Origin of the sequence: Corynebacterium sp. MSK150, assembly GCF_030229215.1 — a bacterium.
Classification (GTDB): Bacteria; Actinomycetota; Actinomycetes; order Mycobacteriales; family Mycobacteriaceae; genus Corynebacterium.
The window spans coordinates 58164-73300 of sequence record NZ_JASPHM010000009.1 but is presented as its reverse complement, the minus strand read 5'-3'; the positions used below and the strand labels follow the sequence as shown (position 1 = coordinate 73300).

Sequence of the window (15137 nt, the reverse complement as noted above, 5' to 3'; positions counted from 1 at the left end):
CTAGGATGTGCAGGCGTGATTAAAGAACAGCCTGCTCCTACCGGCGTCATCGCCAGTTTCCGCTATGCATTTTCCTCGCCTGCGCGCCTGCGCAAGGAGGTTTTTGGCGGCCTGGCGGTGGCGCTTGCTTTGATCCCAGAGGTCTTAAGCTTTTCCATCCTCGCAGGGTTGGATCCGCGGGTGGGATTGTTTTCTTCCGTGGTGATGGCCATGGCCATCGCCTTTACTGGCGGCAGGCCGGCGATGATTTCCGCCGCGGCCGGTGCGGTGGCACTGGTGGTCTCTCCGCTCGCGCATGAGCATGGGCATGATTATGTGGTCGCCGCAGTGCTGTTGGCGGGAATCATGCAGGTGGTATTGGCCGCGGTGGGCGTCGCTAAGCTCATGCGCTTTATTCCGCGCTCGGTGATGACGGGATTTGTGAATGCGCTGGGCATCATGATGTTTACTACGCAGCTGCCGCACCTTATTGATGTGCCGTGGATGGTGTATCTGCTGGTGGCCATTGGCCTGGCTATCATGCTGGGGCTACCGCGGTTGACCACGGTGATTCCCGCCCCGCTGATTACCATTCTGGTGGTCAGCATCATTGCGGTGGCGGCTGGGTGGAAGGTGCCCGATGTGGCGGACCAGGGCGAGCTGCCCACCTCGCTGCCGGGGCTTTTCGTGCCGGATATTCCGTGGAACCTGGATACTCTGCAGCTGATTGCGCCCTATGCCTTTGGCATGGCATTGGTGGGCCTGATGGAATCGCTGCTGACAGCCAAGCTGGTCGATGACATTACGGATACCCACTCCGATAAGACGCGCGAGTCCTTTGGCCAGGGCGTGGGCAATATCCTCGCCGCGGCCATTGGCGGCATGGGTGTGTGCGCCATGATTGGCCAGACCATGATCGGAGTGAAGGCGTCCCAGGCGCGCACGCGCTTGTCGACGTTCCTCGCGGGCGTATTCCTCCTCATCCTCTGCCTGCTCTTTGGCGAGACCGTCGGTCGTATTCCGATGGCCGCGCTGGTGGCGGTGATGATCATCGTAGCCGCAACGACGGTGGATTGGCATTCGGTTCGCCCGCGCACGCTGAAGCTCATGCCGCTATCAGAAACGCTCGTGATGCTGGTGACGGTGGTAGGAACGCTGGCCACGCATAACTTGGCAGTGGGCGTGGTGCTCGGCGTGGTGGCGGCATCAATCGGCTTTGCCCGCCGCGTGGCCCACCTAGTGGAGGTAGAACAGATTGGGGATGCCGAGTACGCGGTGCGCGGCCAGCTCTTTTTCGCCTCCTCCAATGACTTGGTCTACGCCTTTGACTACACGCTGGATACCCAGCGCGTCGTCATTGATATGAGCAAGGCCGAGGTATGGGACGCCTCTACGGTGGCGACGTTGGATGCGGTGCAGAAGAAATATGCCGATCGGGACATCGAGGTAGAGTTCCGTGGTCTGGAAGGAGCGAGCGCGCAGCGCCTAAATCGCCTTAGTGGCCGCTTGGGTGACTAAAATCACATTTATTGTCCGAGGTGTGCGGGGCTAAACGTTCGCTGTTGCGGTGGTCGTCGAGTCGCGCTCGTGTCAAGGCGGAGGATCTGTGATGACCTCGCTTTTTTAGGGGACCTTTGCCTGCGTGTAGCGGCAAGCTTTGTCTTGGCTAACTTAGGTTATCCAATCTAAAAAAGCGTAATGACGTGCAAGTTTACTTAAGTAGGCCTTGCTGGATCGCGGGGAAATCTTCTGTACTGTGGTGCTTAGCACTTATTGATTTCCCTGCACAGAAAGGTTTTTACAATGGACGAGAAGCTGCAAACCCTGTTGAATGACCAGGTTATTAGCGAATACGGTGCTTCCATGGTCTACACCCAGCTGGCCTTCGAGATGGATAACCTCTCCTTCCCAGGCATGCGTGATTGGTTTATGGGCCAGGCCGCCGAGGAGCGCGAGCACGCCGAGAAGATTGCGGACCACTTGCTCTCCCGCGGCTACCGTGTAGAGCTCAATGACATCCCGGTTGGCTCCGTCAAGGCCGCTAACCCGCAGGACGCCTTCCAGGCTTCCCTCGAGCACGAGCAGAAGGTTTCCGAGGAGATCCGCACCATCGCCCGCGCGGCGCTGGAGGCACAGGATCTGGAATCCCGCCAGCTCGTTGACTGGTTCCTGAGCGAGCAGGTAGAAGAAGAAGCTACCGTTTCTGAGATTCTGGACCAGATCAAGCTGGTGGGCAATGACGGCTCTGGCTTGCTGCGCATCGATGAGCGCCTGGCTGGCCGCACCGAAGGCGGCGCCTAAGTGGGCGTGGGTGAATAACAAACCCATCAAGATTTAGCTCAATCCTCCCATAGCACTGTGGTGCGGTGGGAGGATTGTTTCTATGTCAACGCAACGCAAGGCTTTGTGCGCCATAACCCTATTAGTTCTGGCGCTCTTCCTCATCGTGGGAGCAGCAATCATGTCCACGCACATGGCCTTGGGGGTATTTCTGACCACTGCGGCACTGATGCTCGGCCCATTCGCCGGGCTCGCACTGCTGGTTTATAGCGTCATCGGCACGCGTGGGGCAGTTACGCGCTCGCTCTATAGCCTCGGCGGCATGCTACTCATTGGTGCCATCGGCGGCATCTTCGCTCTGTCCATGGACCAGGCTCCCGCGATGCTGCCTCTCTTTGTCGCTGGTGCGGGTGTGGGAATTGTAGCCGTGCTGACCCAAGCGCCGAAACGCGCATAAACTGGCCCCCGTTATGCCCAAACTCCTCTTTGATATGTACGGCGTGCTCATGCGCCCGGCCACCCCAGAAAGCCATGCGGACTTGGAGCGCCTCCTCGCGCCGCCAGATGCAGAGGCGATGTGGGAGGCCTACGGGTTTTATCGGCCGGACTACGATGCCGGCATCTTTAGCGATAGCCACTACTGGAACGAGGTAGCGGCCCGCGCCGGGCTAGAGGAGGTTCCTGTCGCGGAGGCGGTAGCCTGTGAAAACAGCGGCCTCCTGGAGGCGGACCCGGACATGGTGGCGCTGGTCAAGGGCCTTATCGGGGAAGGCTATAGCGTGGGCATCTTGTCCAATATTCCCACCACGCTGGCGGGCCAAGTGCGTAAGAAGCAACCGTGGCTCGAGGACTGCGCGGCGGTGACGTTCAGCTGCGATATTGGCGTGGCCAAGCCGCACCCAGAAGCCTATCGCGTGGCCGTGGATGCGCTCGCCGCGCAGCCGAAGGACACGCACTTTTTTGATGACCGCATCGACTACGTGGAAGGCGCGAACTACTGCGGCCTCAACGCCCACCTCTTCCGCGGCATCGACTCGGTACGCGAGGTGCTAAGCGTGCTGGAGTGAGCGGCCCAGATCCAGCGGCTGGCGCAGTAGCTGATCGGTGGCGACGGTGCGGGCTACCGCGCGGACGATCTCCTTATGGCCGGGGATCATGCGCAGCTGCAACTCTTCGCCCGCGGAGGCGCGGACGGTGGCGGCAAATTGCTTGGGGGCCTTCGGGTCATCGGTAAACGCGCCGCCGGCGATAACCACGGTGGCCGGGGAGTGGGCCTTGACCAGCTCCGCGGTGATGGCGCCCAACTGGCGGGCGCGCTCGTCCAAAATGGCGCGGACGGCGGGGTGGGAGTCGGCGGCCTGGGCGGCGTCGGCAAGCGAGGCTGCCTCCACGCCCTCGCGGCGTATCGCCTCCAGGATGTGCTGGGTGGCCAGCAGGCGCTCGGACGCGCCATGGCCCAGCAGCTCGGAGTGTGTCGGGGGTACGGGAATAATGGGGCTGACCTCGTCCTCCACGGAGAGGGCGGAGCCGATGGAATCATCCGCGAAGAGCACCAGAACGCGCTCGCTGGTACCAATCTCGGCCGCCTGGGTTTCGGAGCCGAGGATGGCCGGGATGGCGGAGGAGACCACCACGGGTACGCCGAACTGGAAGCGCAGGCGCTCGGCAATGTCCACGCCGTGCCAATTGAGGTTTTCCGCGGTGACCAGGCCGTTATCATCCACGGTGCCGGAGGTGGTCACGCCGAGGGAGACCAAGCGGTGGTTCAGGTTGGTCATCATGCGGTTGATGCCGGCCATGATGTGCTCGAGGAAGTCATCCTCGCTGAGGTTAGCCACCGGGGTGGTCAATTCCTCTTCGCTCAACGTGCGGCCCTTGATGTCATAAAGGCCGATGTAGGTCTGTTTGGTGCCCACGGAAATGCCGCCGAGCGCCCAGTCATTATCGGCCGCCTCAAGCGGCACCGTTGGCCGGCCGCGCCCGCGGGACTGGGTGAGGTCGGTGCGTTCCTGGATGAGGCCCGCGTTGAGTAGGGAAGTAGTGGCGCGCGTGATGGTGGGCTGGGAAAGCCCGGTGGCTTCCACCAACTCGCTCCGGGTGATGATCGGGTTCAGACGCACCAAATGGAGGCACTTTGCAGCCGGTGTGCGGGGCCGCGTGAACACTGGGCCAGGTTTGATCATAAAAAGGAGTATAAGCATCCCAGACTGCTTTGTCTAACCTGATAAAAGGTTCATGTACCGAATAGTCTAAAGGTGGTGGTGGGCGCGCAGATACCTATGCTGGAGAGCATGCAGTCAGTAGCGGTTTATTGTGGTTCAGCAACAGGAAACTCCCCGGCCTATACACAAACGGCACAGGAATTGGGCACGGAGCTGGCCCGACGCGGGCTGACCTTGGTCTACGGCGGCGGCAATATCGGCCTGATGCGCGAGGTAGCGGAGGCCTGCCTGTCCGCCGGCGGTACCGTCACCGGCGTGATGCCACAGTCCCTGGTGGATCTGGAGATCTCCCACCCCGGCCTGACCACCCTCGAAGTAGTCGGCTCCATGGCCGAGCGCAAGACCCGCATGGAGCAGCTTGCCGACGCCTATATTTGCCTCCCCGGTGGCGTCGGCACCCTCGAAGAGCTCACCGAGGTGCTCACCCTGCAACAGCTGGGTACCATCCGCGGTCCGGTGGGCCTAGTAAATACCGAGGATTTTTGGCGTCCTTTCTACGCCATGTACGCCGCCATGGCCGAGTCCGGCTTCATCTTGCCGCGCTTTGTGGACGCATTGGTAATGAAGGAAAAACCGCAGGATATCCTGGATGAATTCAGCGGCTGGAGCTACCCCGGAACCAAGTGGGACAACGATTAGTTAACAAGTTCGCAACTTCAGCCCGCCCGGGTGGCCTATAGGCGATACTTAGGGATAGACTTCCTCGTTATGAGTTCTGAGCAGACCGCTAAGCGCCAGCCCTCTCTACTGGACGCTTCGTGCGATAACTTCGTTCACGACCTAGCCGAGCTTTCCCCCACCGATGCCACCGCGTGGGGCATTGACGGCTACGAGGGCGAATTGCAGGATTTCTCTCCCGAGTACTTCACCGCCATCGCAGACCGCACCCGCGAAATGGTCGCGGACCTGGATGCCCTGGATGACACCACCGATGAGTCCGATGATGAGGATGACTTTGATGACGTGGACTATGTCACCGCGGCCGTCCTGCGCGATCGCCTCTGCCTTGATCTAGATCTGCACCACCACAGCGAGGATGTGCGCTGCCTGAATAACATCGCCTCCCCGGTGCAGACCATCCGCGATACCCTGCTGCTCATGCCGCAGGATACGGACGAGGACCGCGATGCCATTCGCTCCCGCCTGTCCAAGGTGAAGACCTCCCTGGCCGGCTACCGCAGCTCCCTGGAAGAGGCAGCCTCCCACGGCATGGTGGCACCGCACCGCCAGATCTCTGAGGTTATTGTGCAGTGCGAGCGGCTTGCCGACGCCGACTCGATGCTCGAGTCCCTCGGCCTCGACGCCGACTCCGCCGAGGTGCAGCAGGCTAAGGAGGCCTTTGGCGAGTTCTCCGATTGGCTCTCCAATGATCTGCAGCCCCAGGCACCCACCAAGGACGCCGTGGGTCGCGAGCGCTACGAGCGCTTTTCCAAGCTCTTTGTGGGCGATGCCGTCAACCTCGACGAGGCCTATGAGTGGGGCCTGGACCAGGTGCGCAGCCTGCGCTCGGAGCAGGAAAAGATCGCTCACGAGCTCTACGGCTCTGAGTGTTCGGTGCGCTCGGCGATGCGCAAGCTCAACCACGAGGACCGCTACACCCTGCGCGGCACCGATGCGCTGGTGGAGTGGATGCAGTCCACCGCCGATGGCGTCATTGCCGAGCTCAACGGCAAGGAATTCGATATTCCGGAGGAAGTGGAAGAGATCGAGTGCTGCATCGATCCGGCCGGCACCGGCGGCATTTTCTACACCCCGCCGAGCGATGACTTCTCCCGCCCGGGCCGCATGTGGTGGTCTGTGCCAGAGGGCCAGGACACCTTCCACACCTGGCAGGAGCTGACCACCGTCCACCACGAGGGCGTGCCGGGCCACCACCTGCAGCTCGGCTCCGCACTGGTGCAAGAAGACCTCAACCTGTGGCGCCGCGCGGTGACGTGGAACTCCGGTCACGGCGAGGGCTGGGCGCTCTACGCCGAGCAGCTCATGGCCGAGCTGGGCTACATGGATGATCCGGGCTTCCGCATGGGCATGTTGGATGCGCAACGCCTGCGCGCTGCCCGCGTGGTCGTGGACATCGGATTGCACCTGGGCAAGCAGCTGCCGGATTGCTCTACCTCCGGTGTTTGGGATAAGGCGCACGTAAAGACCTTCATGCGCGAAAACACCGCCATGGATGATGCCAACCTCAACTTTGAGGTCAACCGCTACCTGGGTTGGCCGGGCCAGGCGCCGTCCTATGCGCTGGGTCAGCGCCTGTGGCAGGAAACCCGTGCCGAGGCTGAGAAGCAGGGCATGAGCGCGCGCGAGTTCCACTCGGAGGCCCTCGCCTTGGGCTCCGTGCCGATGTCCGTCCTGCGCGAGGCCGTGCTGGGCAACTAACGCCGCAGCAGGCGCTTCGCCAGCCGCAGCAGCTGCGGCAGGTAGCCTGCGATGACGAGCACCGCAATGAGCCGGGTGAGCTGTACCGCGATGACCGCTGGTCCGGCTCCGCCCTCGGCGGAGAGCGCAAGCACCGTCTCGAGCGCGCCGGGGCTCGTGGCCAGGTAGGCCTCAAAGTAGGAGATGTGTAGCCACTTAGTCAGCGGCCAGGCGGTGGCCGCGCAGATGCCGATGATGACCACGATGAAAAGAATCGTGGCGGGCAATTGCTTGGCAAAGGCCTTAAGCGCCGGCAGCGATAGCCCGCCGCCGCAAACCCAGCCGATGGATAAGAATGCCATCACCTTAAAGACATAGAGCGGCTCAAGCGTGTGGCCCTCCGGCAGCACGAAGGAGACCAGCACCGTCAGCAGAAGGGGGCCGAGCACGGCCGTGGCCGGCAGGTGCAGCAGCTTTCCCAATTTCTCGCCCAGCAAGGCGATGGCAAGAACGAGCGCGATGATCCACCACGTGGTTTCTCCCTCCACCGTGAGATCCGCGCCCTTGCCGGCCGGGGTATCAAGCAGCGCGACGACGGCCGGTAGCGATACGGAGACCACCAATAAGCGCAGGTATTGGGTGAGGGCGACGTAGCGGTAGTCGGCACCGAGTTCGTCGGCAAGCGCGGGCATCAGCGAGGCACCACCCGGCAGCATGGACAAAATTCCTGTCTCTGAGGACACATCGCGCGGCTGCGCGCGGTGCAACAGCAAGCCGCCGACGATGCCAACCATGATGGTGACAAAGGACATCGTCACCGCCGCGGGCAGGAAACCCACCAGCTGGCCCAGGGGCACCACGGTGAGGGGAAGCGCTGCCATCATGCCGATAAAACCGCGGGACATATTATAAAAAGTCCGGTTGACCTGGAGGTCTTCGCCAGTAATGAGAGCCATGGCGCCCGAGGCGATAATGGCCGCGAGAATCCACGCGGCGGGCACATGCCACAGGCTAAATAGCCAGCCCAAAAGGACAGAGATTGGGACGACGATAGCCCACCGCGCCACGGTGTGGGCATTAAGTCCACTGCTTTCCTGCTGTGCGGCCATGCGCGCCCTCCTCAAATTACCTCTGCGACTTGAGTCTAGCGCCCCTTCCTTTCATTACCGCGGGCAGTGGATAGGGGCGAGTTATCACAATACATGATTAAAGATTTATGATCGGGGCATGGAAATCGATGTGGCGCAGTGGGTGATTCTCTTCCTCGGTACCGCGACTGCGGGGTGGATCGATGCGGTCATCGGCGGTGGAGGATTGATCCTCATCCCGCTGCTGCTCGCGGTCCTTCCCAGCCTCGCGCCTGCGGCAGCGTTGGGAACGAGCAAGCTGGCCTCGGTAACCGGCACCGGATCGGCAGCCGTGACCCTTGCGCGCAAGGTGAAGTTAGATAAGGCGGAAATGGCGCGCTTTATCCTCATCGCGCTGGTGTGCTCTGGGCTGGGAGCCAGCGTGGCCTCGAGCCTAGATAAAGACGTCATGCGCCCCATCATCATCGTGCTCATGGTGGCCGTGGGCATCTTCGTTGCCTTCAAGCCAGATTTTGGTAGCAGCGACTCGGCCGGTACCCGTGGTGGTTGGCGGACCGTCGTGGTCTTGGTGCTCTCCGGCATCATTTCCTTTTATGATGGCATCTTCGGTCCGGGTACCGGAATGTTTTTGATCATGGCATTTACCTCTATTTTTGCGCAGAATTTTTTGACCTCTGCGGCCATGGCCAAGGTGGTCAATACCGCTACCAACTTCGGTGCGCTTATCGTATTTATTATTGGCGGGCACGTGTGGTGGACGCTTGGCATCGTGCTCGGTGTAGCCAATATCTCCGGCGCACTCCTCGGCGCTCGTACCGTACTTGGTGGCGGTGCCAAATTCATCCGCTACGCGCTGCTTACCTTGGTCGTGGTTATGAGCTGCTACCTGGGCTGGCAGCAGTGGGGTTAGCTACATCCGGTTCTTGGTGCGCGCGGTAGCAACGGCATTCCATGGATCCTCGGGCCATGGGTGCTTGGGGTAGCGGCCGCGCATATCGGCGCGCACGCCGGCATAAGGGCCGGACCAGAAGCTGGCGAGATCATCGGTCACCGCGAGCGGGCGGCCGGCGGGGGAGAGTAGGTGGAATTGCACGCGGTGGCCGCAGTATTCGGGGGATTCGGCCAAGCCGAAGCATTCCTGCAGCTTGATGTGGACCACGGGGCGGTCGCCTGACCAGTCGATGGAGGCATCGCGGCCGGAGGGAACCGGGAGGCGCTCGGGGGCGAGCTCGTCCAGGTGGGTGGCTTCCGGCCAGGGTAGGAGGCGTTGCAGCGCCGGGTACATATCGAGCTTGGCGGCGGGAGTTCCTTCCGCGATGCTGTGCAGTTCGGGGCCGAGCCACTCGGCGGGATCCGCGGAATCGACATCGGGCCAAGGATCCCCGAAGTGAGCGTGCAGGTGGCGCAGGCGGTCTTTGAGGCTCTGGGCCTTCTTGCTGAAGGTGAAAAGACCCAAACCTTCTTCGCGGATGCCGGCGGCAAGCGCCTCCTCGGCCGCGGGGCCGGTGACCTTGACAGGGGTTTCAGAGAGCGTGATGGCGCCCGCAGCCTTGACCTTGATGCCGCGTACGCGTCCTTCGTGCAGGAAGGCGCGGGTTTCCTCGGTGACGCCGATAGTCTCTAGGGCTGCGGTTTCCTCGATGCGAGCGGCCGAGCGGATGATGGCATTGCCCGCATTGGACAAGGACACCTCTGCGATGGCAAGCCACGGGGCGCCGGCCAGGCCCGAGTTGTCCAGCAGCCGTGCGCGGGTGCCGCTGGCCAGCAGGTAATCCTCGCCCATGCGTTTGGCCACCTGCTCGGGAAAGGCGGTGGCGACGACCTCGCCGGGATCGGCGGGGCCGAAATCGTCGACGAGGCGGGCGAGCCGCTTGACCTCCCTTTGGGGTGGGCGGTGACGGGTGAGATCGGGGGTTAAGGGGGCGTCGGCAAGCGAGGCAATGATGGGTGCGGCCTGCCTGCCGTGGCGGAGCAAAGAGGCGCCGAGGCGCGGATCGGTGGGCAGGAGGGCGAGCTCCTGCGTGGCACCAATGCGCTGAAGCGTCGCCTGTGCGGATGCCAGGGCCTGGGCCGGCGGGGGATCGAGCAACGGGAAGTCCGAGGCCGCGCCCCAGCAGTCCAGAAATAGCGCGGCCTGGGTCAGGTCCGCAGACAGGATCTCCGGGGTGGTATGCGGAGAAAAGTGCTGGTAATCATCCTGCGAGTAGCAGCGAATGACGGTGCCGGGCGCCTCACGGCCGGCACGACCAGCGCGCTGATCGGCACTCGACTTGGAGGTAGAAACCGTCACCAATCCGGACATGCCACGCTGCGCATCGCGCCGGGGAACGCGGGAGAGCCCGGCATCTACCACCACGCGCACGCCCGGCACGGTAAGCGAAGACTCCGCGATGGAGGTAGCCACGACGATGCGCCGCTCATCGGTATACAGCGCGGCGTCTTGCTCCGCGGTGGTTTGCTTGCCATGCAGGGGGAACACATTGTGGCCTGCTAAGGCATCGCACACGAGATTGACCTCGCGCACGCCGGGCACAAAGACCAGCGTTGATTCGTGCTGGCGGGCTGCCTGCTTGGCGACGTCCCCGTAAAACTCCCTCGCCCCCGCCGCCCTGCCCGGCATGGGGGTGTGGTGGATATCCAGCGGGTGGGTCACTGCCTCGGTGACGTGGACAGGCGCGTCCATGAGCTGGGAAAAGCGTTGCGCATCCACTGTGGCAGACATGGCGATGACGCGGAAGTCCTCGCGTAGCTCGGCTAGTTCCAGGCACATGCCCAGCACCAGATCCGTATCGAGCTGGCGCTCGTGGACCTCATCGATGGCAACGGCGGCGACACCCTCGAGTTCCGGATCCTTAAGCAGGCGGCGCAGCAGCACGCCCGGCGTGACGAATTCGACCTCACTGCCTTTGCGGGACTCGCCTCGGATGGCAAAGCCGACCTTGTCCGGGGTGCCGCTGAGAGCACTCAAGCGCTGTGCGGCCGCGCGGACAGCCACACGGCGCGGGGCGGTGACGATGACCTTTCCGCGCCCTGCCGCATGATTGGCCAGCGCCGGTGGCACGAGCGTGGTTTTACCCGTACCGGGTGGGGCCTGAATGACAACGTTTCCGGTTTCAGGTAGCGAATCGATGGTCTCGGCTACGGGCAGGCCCGCGCCGATTCTGGCGAGATCAAACATCTAGTTGGCGGCTCCAAAACCTTCGACAGGACCGTTGAGATCCTGGCGCTCCCAGGCGTCCTCGTTATTCTCCAGCTTGCGCACCACGCGGCCGGGAGTGCCGAGAACCAGCGAATTATCCGGTATATCGGTGCTAATAAGCGTGCCCGCGCCGACGACGCAGTTCTTTCCAATCGTGATGCCCGGCAGCACGGTGACATTAGCGCCGAACCAGGTGTTCTCACCGACGGTGATGGGCTTGGCTATCTCCCAGCCGCCGGCGCGCATCTCATGATCGTTTACCGGATGCCCCACCGTAATCAGGGAGCAATTGGGACCCACCATGACACCATTGCCGAGCGTTACCTGGGCTTGGGCCAAAATGGTAGCGCCAAAGTTAATGAAGACGCGCTCGCCGCATACGAGATTGCAGCCATACTCCAGGTTGAGCGGCACGTGCAGGCCCGGCACAGCAGATTCATCCGGCAGTATCTCGCGCAGGATGCCTTCGGCACGCTCTTGGTCCGTATTGTGCAGCTCATTGAGCTGCTTAACCAAGCGAAAAGTGCGCTGGTGCTCTTCCTTCGCCTCCGGCATGCTCGGCAAGAACCACTGCCCACCAGTCATCCGCTCCCATGAGCCGTAGCGCTCCAAGTCCTGCCGCTCCTGTGCATCCATGGGTGTCATTGTAGAGGGTGGGTGGTGCTTAATAAGTATCTGCGGAAATCACTTAGGTTCCGGTAAATCACAAACTCACATGCCGCTTTTGTTGGCTCGATAAAATTTGTAGACGACATCGGCAAAGCGGTTGCTGATTCTCAGAGTTAAGGTTGAGTGTTAGTAGAAGGCCAAGCACAATGAGTGAGCATATGGAAACAGATTCAAGAAAAATCGTCGATAATATTTTGAGCGATATGGCGGAACTTAACGACTGGATCTGTATTGCTGATGCAACTGGGGCGAATGGGAAAAACTCGTTTTATGCTACGTATGATGATGTCGTTACCATCCTCAGCGCAATCAAAAACTCTTCAGCAGTGACGCTTGGAAAGATCGGCGCAGGATTTCAAGACCTTCCGGATACTTGGTCTCCTAGGGAAATAGCGAGCGAAGTGTTTTCCTCCTCGGATCCTATCGGTGAGATGATGAACTTCTGGATAAGGGAAATAGAAGACCCCCAGCGGTAGCCCCCGCAATCTTCACCCCGCAAGGATGACGTTATCGATGAGGTGAATTCTGCACGTGGGGAGGAGGGCTATTCCACCTTTCGGTATGGATGGATTACCGCAGTTTGAACTCGACGACGTCTACTTCGTCATCGTCACCTAATCCGGGATAGTGAGTATCTAGCGCTTTCTGAAGCTCGGTGAGAGAGCCAAAACCGTCATTTCGAGCTTGCTTTTCCGACAATTTACTTCGCTGGGCGGAGGTAACGGCTGTGACCTGTGCAGGAATGGTGACGATCTCTCCGGATTCTTTCTCGAAGACTATTTGGGCACTTCCTTCATGGAAAGGATCATCTACCCGGATGGTTTGTTGCTTTTCTCCGCTACGAATTGATTCCTCGTAGCCTTCCCACATGTAGATGCGCTGCTCTTGTTCTATTTCTCGCCAGTTGAATGCGAATGGCAAGAGTTCTTCCACGGAAGGTGCTTCAAGTCCATTGCTTCCGCGAACGATGCACCGAATGGACGGATCAACATCAAAAAGCACCTGGCGGCATTTACCGCAGGGAGGAATAACTTGACCAGTAGGTCCGTATACGGCGACTACTGCTTGGATTGGGTCCTCTGGATAACTAGCAGCATGGTTGGCTAAAGCCGAGATCTCCCCGCAAGGACCACCGAGGAAGTGGTGCGCGTTCAAACCGAGAACGTGTTTTCCTGATTTGGTAAGAAGCGCTGCGGCTACAGTGTGGTCTTCTCCGTCTTGAAAACGCTGTGCATGGGTGGTTGCTTTGGCCAGTAAATTTCGAAGTTCGTTGGTAATCACTCTTTAAGGGTAATAATTGCCAACGCGCTTTAACCGCGTTAGTGCGTAAGTTGAGCGTTTACCACCCTTCTGCGTGCTGGGTGTGCAGATGTGATCGACTTGCTTGTGTACACACAAATCAGAATTCTGTAAACGATCCCTGTTGCTGCTCTTGAGTCTTTAAAGCGTTGGAGTTCAGCCCCTCACACCATGGTGGATATACCCTAAACCCTCTCTTTCCTGGGGCTGCTCCGGAGGTAATACCGAGACGTTGCAAATCTTGATTGCTAAATTGAAACACACCTCGGTGATCTCCTTGAATCACAAAGACTAGGAGACCGTCGCCGCAGGAAGAATCTTCAAAAGGCACGGGTTCCCCTTCATGGTTGCGTTGCCAGAATGCTACAAAGGCCCCCGGCTTAGAAGGCGTGGTGCGTGCTGTGCGAACATGCCAGGTTTTAGCTCCCAACTCGGCTATTCCCGATTCATAATTCGCATTATCACTTGTTTCATTGATGGTGCCCTCTAAATTAAAGGCCGTCATGAATTGGTAAAAGGAGTCAAACTTCATTTTCTACGCGATGTATACAGCTACTTTCGTCCAAATTTGAAGCTTAAGGAAAGCGGCGGAGGGCAACAAATTCCCCACGCTGTTTGAAGTGTCCAGGGCTGGGTCCGATTGATCTTAAACGCATTCTGGGCCTTGTCGAAGGAAAGTTCTGGATCGATTTATCGGGGTGCTGGGGGTTAGGGTGAGGTCATGCTTTTTGATTCGCTCCCGCGGCCGAGCGTGCGTGTAGCTCCGGGGGTGGGGCATGTGCCGGGATGGGTGGGCGTTGATAAGCAAAAGGCTTTGGTAGAGGAAATGCGCGGCATTGCGCGCGAGTACGCGGCTACGCCGATGGCAATGGTGCGCCCGCGGCTGAAATCGGGCGGGCAGATGAGCGTATTTCAGCTGCATCTGGGCAGGTATTGGCATTATCCCAGCTATCGGTATGTGGACAATATGGACGGCACGCGGGTTCCGCCGGTGCCGGAGAGTCTGCGGCAGATTACGCCGGGGGGCACTGCGCGCCGCGGCCGAGGTAGCACCCGAGCTGGAACCGTGGGTGGAGACCTTTGTGCCGGAGATGGCACTCGTGAATTACTACCCGCCGGGATCGGCGATGGGCATGCACGTGGATGATTCTGAGGAATCGCCCGCCCCGGTGATTTCGCTTTCCATTGGGGATGAGGCACTTTTCCGTATGGGGCATACCGAGGCGCGCACGCGGCCGTGGGACGATATCACGCTATGTAGTGGTGATTTGGTGGTCTTTGGTGGCCCAAAGCGCTTTGCTTACCACGGGGTAGTGCGCGTAAACGATGACACGCTGCCGGAGGGGTGCGGGCTGACGGAGGGACGTATCAACATCACCATCAGACAAGTTTCGGCACGGGCGGTAGGCTAGAGGTGTTACATAAAGCTTGAAGGAAAGAAGGTTCTCTCATGTCTCGCATTGGCATCATCATCGGCAGCACCCGCGATAAAGCCGCCGGCAAGGAAGTGGGGGAGTGGCTCTATGACCTGGCCCAGGGCCGCAAGGACGGCGTGGAGTACACCCTGCTGGACCTCAAGGAATTCGATATTCCGGTCCTGACCACCGAAGTTGTACCGGCTGCCGCCAATAAGCAGTACGCGGATGAGAAGGTCCAGGCATGGTCCGATGCGGTCGATGCTTGCGATGGCTTCGTCTTTGTCACCCCGGAGTACAACCGCTCCGTGCCGGGCCCGTTCAAGAACGCCTTCGACTGCTTGGCCGCAGAGTGGGCCGGCAAGCCGGTTGCGTTTGCAGGCTACGGCCCCGCCGGGGCAATCCGCGGCGTGGAAGCATGGCGCACCATCGTGGTGAACTTCTCCATGCCGCAGCTGCGCAACCAGCTGGATTTTGGTTTCTTCACCGACTGGGCCGATGGCGAGTTCCGCCCCGCAGATTTCAAGGTGGAGCGCACCAATTCCCTGCTGGCTGAGCTGGAAGACGCCCTTTCCGCGTAGTCAGTGCGCGCTGGCGCCTAGGGTGTGGCGCTGCGTGCGAAACAAGC

General features: G+C 60.5%; 15 protein-coding genes and 1 pseudogene. 10 read left to right on the top strand and 6 right to left on the bottom strand.

Features of this window, described 5'->3' with window-relative positions:
* The first annotated feature begins 15 nt into the window (after positions 1-15).
* From QP941_RS07230 to QP941_RS07215, 4 genes are all read left to right on the top strand, one after another.
* Complete coding sequence (locus QP941_RS07230) at positions 16-1497, top strand: SulP family inorganic anion transporter (RefSeq protein WP_284868524.1); 1482 nt, start codon at positions 16-18, stop codon at positions 1495-1497.
* 285 nt (positions 1498-1782) lie between these two features.
* Positions 1783-2280 carry a ferritin gene (locus QP941_RS07225; protein ID WP_239279340.1) on the top strand — a complete coding sequence of 166 codons (498 nt, stop codon included), beginning with the start codon at positions 1783-1785 and terminating at the stop codon, positions 2278-2280.
* Between the two features lie 82 nt (positions 2281-2362).
* A complete protein-coding gene (locus tag QP941_RS07220) occupies positions 2363-2716 on the top strand; it encodes a hypothetical protein (protein WP_239279339.1) in 354 nt (117 codons plus the stop codon).
* Between the two features lie 13 nt (positions 2717-2729).
* The gene (locus tag QP941_RS07215) at positions 2730-3326 is read left to right on the top strand and encodes an HAD-IA family hydrolase (RefSeq protein WP_239279338.1); all 597 of its coding nucleotides are present in this window, start codon (positions 2730-2732) and stop codon (positions 3324-3326) included.
* Here QP941_RS07215 and QP941_RS07210 read toward each other — a convergent pair.
* Positions 3309-4442, bottom strand: a complete 1134-nt coding sequence (locus QP941_RS07210; protein WP_239279337.1) for an ROK family transcriptional regulator — start codon at positions 4440-4442, stop codon at positions 3309-3311. The genes QP941_RS07215 and QP941_RS07210 overlap by 18 nt on opposite strands.
* 108 nt (positions 4443-4550) lie before the next feature.
* Here QP941_RS07210 and QP941_RS07205 point away from each other — a divergent pair, with 108 nt between their 5' ends.
* Positions 4551-5120, top strand: a complete 570-nt coding sequence (locus QP941_RS07205; protein WP_284767222.1) for an LOG family protein — start codon at positions 4551-4553, stop codon at positions 5118-5120.
* Positions 5121-5189: 69 nt separating this feature from the next.
* Positions 5190-6860 (top strand): DUF885 domain-containing protein, encoded by a 1671-nt coding sequence (locus tag QP941_RS07200; protein ID WP_284839396.1) that lies wholly within the window; start codon positions 5190-5192, stop codon positions 6858-6860.
* On the opposite strand, the gene QP941_RS07195 is transcribed toward QP941_RS07200, so the two are convergent.
* Entirely contained in the window at positions 6857-7948 is a 1092-nt protein-coding gene (locus tag QP941_RS07195; RefSeq protein WP_284868523.1) for an AbrB family transcriptional regulator, read from the bottom strand. The genes QP941_RS07200 and QP941_RS07195 overlap by 4 nt on opposite strands.
* Positions 7949-8066: 118 nt before the next feature.
* Between QP941_RS07195 and QP941_RS07190 the strand changes: the two genes are divergently transcribed.
* Positions 8067-8837, top strand: coding sequence for a TSUP family transporter (locus QP941_RS07190; protein WP_284868522.1), 771 nt, complete (start codon positions 8067-8069; stop codon positions 8835-8837).
* Here the strand turns inward: QP941_RS07190 and QP941_RS07185 are convergent, their stop codons facing one another.
* Both QP941_RS07185 and QP941_RS07180 read right to left on the bottom strand, forming a co-directional pair.
* Positions 8838-11105, bottom strand: coding sequence for an ATP-dependent RNA helicase (locus tag QP941_RS07185; protein ID WP_284868520.1), 2268 nt, complete (start codon positions 11103-11105; stop codon positions 8838-8840).
* Entirely contained in the window at positions 11106-11771 is a 666-nt protein-coding gene (locus tag QP941_RS07180) for a sugar O-acetyltransferase (RefSeq protein WP_284868519.1), read from the bottom strand. It lies immediately after the preceding gene.
* Positions 11772-11941: 170 nt separating this feature from the next.
* Here QP941_RS07180 and QP941_RS07175 point away from each other — a divergent pair, with 170 nt between their 5' ends.
* Positions 11942-12271, top strand: coding sequence for a hypothetical protein (locus QP941_RS07175; protein WP_284868518.1), 330 nt, complete (start codon positions 11942-11944; stop codon positions 12269-12271).
* Positions 12272-12365: 94 nt separating this feature from the next.
* Here the strand turns inward: QP941_RS07175 and QP941_RS07170 are convergent, their stop codons facing one another.
* Both QP941_RS07170 and QP941_RS07165 read right to left on the bottom strand, forming a co-directional pair.
* Positions 12366-13076, bottom strand: a complete 711-nt coding sequence (locus QP941_RS07170; protein WP_284868517.1) for an ASCH domain-containing protein — start codon at positions 13074-13076, stop codon at positions 12366-12368.
* Positions 13077-13194: 118 nt separating this feature from the next.
* Positions 13195-13626, bottom strand: a complete 432-nt coding sequence (locus tag QP941_RS07165; RefSeq protein ID WP_284868516.1) for a MepB family protein — start codon at positions 13624-13626, stop codon at positions 13195-13197.
* A 189-nt stretch (positions 13627-13815) separates the two neighbouring features.
* On the opposite strand from QP941_RS07165, the pseudogene QP941_RS07160 reads away from it, so the two are divergent.
* Positions 13816-14506, top strand: a pseudogene (locus QP941_RS07160) (alpha-ketoglutarate-dependent dioxygenase AlkB).
* Positions 14507-14544: 38 nt separating this feature from the next.
* The gene (locus tag QP941_RS07155) at positions 14545-15090 is read left to right on the top strand and encodes an NADPH-dependent FMN reductase (protein WP_284868514.1); all 546 of its coding nucleotides are present in this window, start codon (positions 14545-14547) and stop codon (positions 15088-15090) included.
* The last annotated feature ends 47 nt before the right edge of the window (positions 15091-15137 follow it).

Bases quoted from the DNA above. Each gene is read 5' to 3' on its own strand.
- QP941_RS07180 (WP_284868519.1), bottom strand. From the start codon at position 11,771: ATGACACCCATGGATGCACAGGAGCGGCAGGACTTGGAGCGCTACGGC.
- QP941_RS07195 (WP_284868523.1), bottom strand. From the start codon at position 7,948: ATGGCCGCACAGCAGGAAAGCAGTGGACTTAATGCCCACACCGTGGCG.
- QP941_RS07205 (WP_284767222.1), top strand. From the start codon at position 4,551: ATGCAGTCAGTAGCGGTTTATTGTGGTTCAGCAACAGGAAACTCCCCG.
- QP941_RS07155 (WP_284868514.1), top strand. From the start codon at position 14,545: ATGTCTCGCATTGGCATCATCATCGGCAGCACCCGCGATAAAGCCGCC.
- QP941_RS07215 (WP_239279338.1), top strand. From the start codon at position 2,730: ATGCCCAAACTCCTCTTTGATATGTACGGCGTGCTCATGCGCCCGGCC.
- QP941_RS07185 (WP_284868520.1), bottom strand. From the start codon at position 11,105: ATGTTTGATCTCGCCAGAATCGGCGCGGGCCTGCCCGTAGCCGAGACC.
- QP941_RS07165 (WP_284868516.1), bottom strand. From the start codon at position 13,626: ATGAAGTTTGACTCCTTTTACCAATTCATGACGGCCTTTAATTTAGAG.
- QP941_RS07200 (WP_284839396.1), top strand. From the start codon at position 5,190: ATGAGTTCTGAGCAGACCGCTAAGCGCCAGCCCTCTCTACTGGACGCT.
- QP941_RS07225 (WP_239279340.1), top strand. From the start codon at position 1,783: ATGGACGAGAAGCTGCAAACCCTGTTGAATGACCAGGTTATTAGCGAA.
- QP941_RS07220 (WP_239279339.1), top strand. From the start codon at position 2,363: ATGTCAACGCAACGCAAGGCTTTGTGCGCCATAACCCTATTAGTTCTG.
- QP941_RS07175 (WP_284868518.1), top strand. From the start codon at position 11,942: ATGAGTGAGCATATGGAAACAGATTCAAGAAAAATCGTCGATAATATT.
- QP941_RS07190 (WP_284868522.1), top strand. From the start codon at position 8,067: ATGGAAATCGATGTGGCGCAGTGGGTGATTCTCTTCCTCGGTACCGCG.
- QP941_RS07210 (WP_239279337.1), bottom strand. From the start codon at position 4,442: ATGATCAAACCTGGCCCAGTGTTCACGCGGCCCCGCACACCGGCTGCA.